This window comes from Sellimonas catena (assembly GCF_027924685.1).
Lineage (GTDB): Bacteria > Bacillota > Clostridia > Lachnospirales > Lachnospiraceae > Sellimonas > Sellimonas catena.
The window spans coordinates 1-1,359 of the sequence record NZ_BSBO01000092.1 but is presented as its reverse complement, the minus strand read 5'-3'; the positions used below and the strand labels follow the sequence as shown (position 1 = coordinate 1,359).

At 43.3% G+C, this 1,359-nt stretch carries 2 protein-coding genes; both read left to right on the top strand.

The genetic code is table 11. The features are described from left to right. The first annotated feature begins 93 nt into the window (after positions 1-93). Positions 94-387: a transposase gene (locus Selli1_RS18165; RefSeq protein WP_087178690.1), complete on the top strand. Its 294-nt coding sequence runs from the start codon at positions 94-96 to the stop codon at positions 385-387. A 41-nt stretch (positions 388-428) separates the two neighbouring features. After that, positions 429-1,307, top strand: a complete 879-nt coding sequence (locus Selli1_RS18160) for an IS3 family transposase (protein WP_143405290.1) — start codon at positions 429-431, stop codon at positions 1,305-1,307. The last annotated feature ends 52 nt before the right edge of the window (positions 1,308-1,359 follow it).

Sequence of the window (1,359 nt, the reverse complement as noted above, 5' to 3'; positions counted from 1 at the left end):
TAGTGGTAGTATAAAAATAGTACAAAGTAAAGATGCCATGCAGACCTAAATCATGTATGATAAGAGAGATGATAAAAAGGAGGCAGTACAGGCATGGCAAAGGGTAGCAGATACGATCAACAGTTTAAGGAGAATGCAGTCAGGTATCGTTTGGAACATCCAGAACTCTCACTTCAGAAGGCAGCTGAGAATCTGGGAATCAGTGATTCCGCTCTCAAGACGTGGCTACGAGCGGCCAGAGAGAACGAAGGGAGCGTACCAACACGGGGATCCGGGAATTATTCCAGTGATGAGGCGAAAGAGATCGCACGTCTCCAGCGTGAACTAAGGGATACAAAGGATGCGCTTGAAATTCTAAAAAAAGCCATCAGTATCCTGGGAAAATGACAGAGGCTGTCTATACTGCCACAGCGGAGTATATTGTGGAAATGGAGCAGCGTCCGGTGAAGCACCACGTCTCTGTCAGCGGGGTACTGAAACATCTTGGTGTTTCACGATCCGGTTATAATGCTTGGAAAAAAAGAGTCCCTTCTGCCACGGAAAAACACCGTGGGGAGATCAAACAGAAAATCCGAAAAATCTATGAAGATTCCCACCAGAACTATGGAGCCCCTAAGATTACAAGGGAATTGTGGAAAACCGGCGAAAAAATCGCAGTGAAAACTGTGGCGAATTACATGCGTCAGATGGGAATCAAAGCCCAATGGGTAAAACCATATGTACAAACAACCATAGATTCTGATTTCAGTTCGAAGCTGCATAACATTCTGAATGAACAGTTCAATCCCGCTCAGCCGGATGCTGTATGGGTGTCGGATATCACTTATATCTGGACGTTTGACGGCTTTGTATACTTAACCAGCATTATGGATCTGTATTCCCGGAAAATCATCGCATGGGTCTTGGGCGAAACACTGGAAGCATCCCATGTGGTGGAATGTATCGAGAAAGCAAAGAAAATCCGCAGAATAGCACATCCGCTTATCATACATACGGACCGTGGCTGCCAGTATGTATCGGATGCATTCCGTAAAGCAACAGAGGGGATGGTAAACAGCTATTCAAAAAAAGCATATCCATGGGACAATGCGTGTATTGAATCGTTCCATGCATTACTGAAAAGGGAGTGGATCAACCGTTTTAAAATTTTTAATTATCGGCATGCATATAAGCTGGTATTCGAATATATAGAAACATTTTATAACACAGTGAGGACACACAGCCATTGTGGATATCTTTCGCCAGATCAGTATGAAAAAGAATACTATGCAGCGTTAGATGAAAGAGCTGAAGCTTTAGCAGGGTAACTCAACATTAAAAGGGCATATTTAATTTGTACTTTTTCTTGACATAGGACCA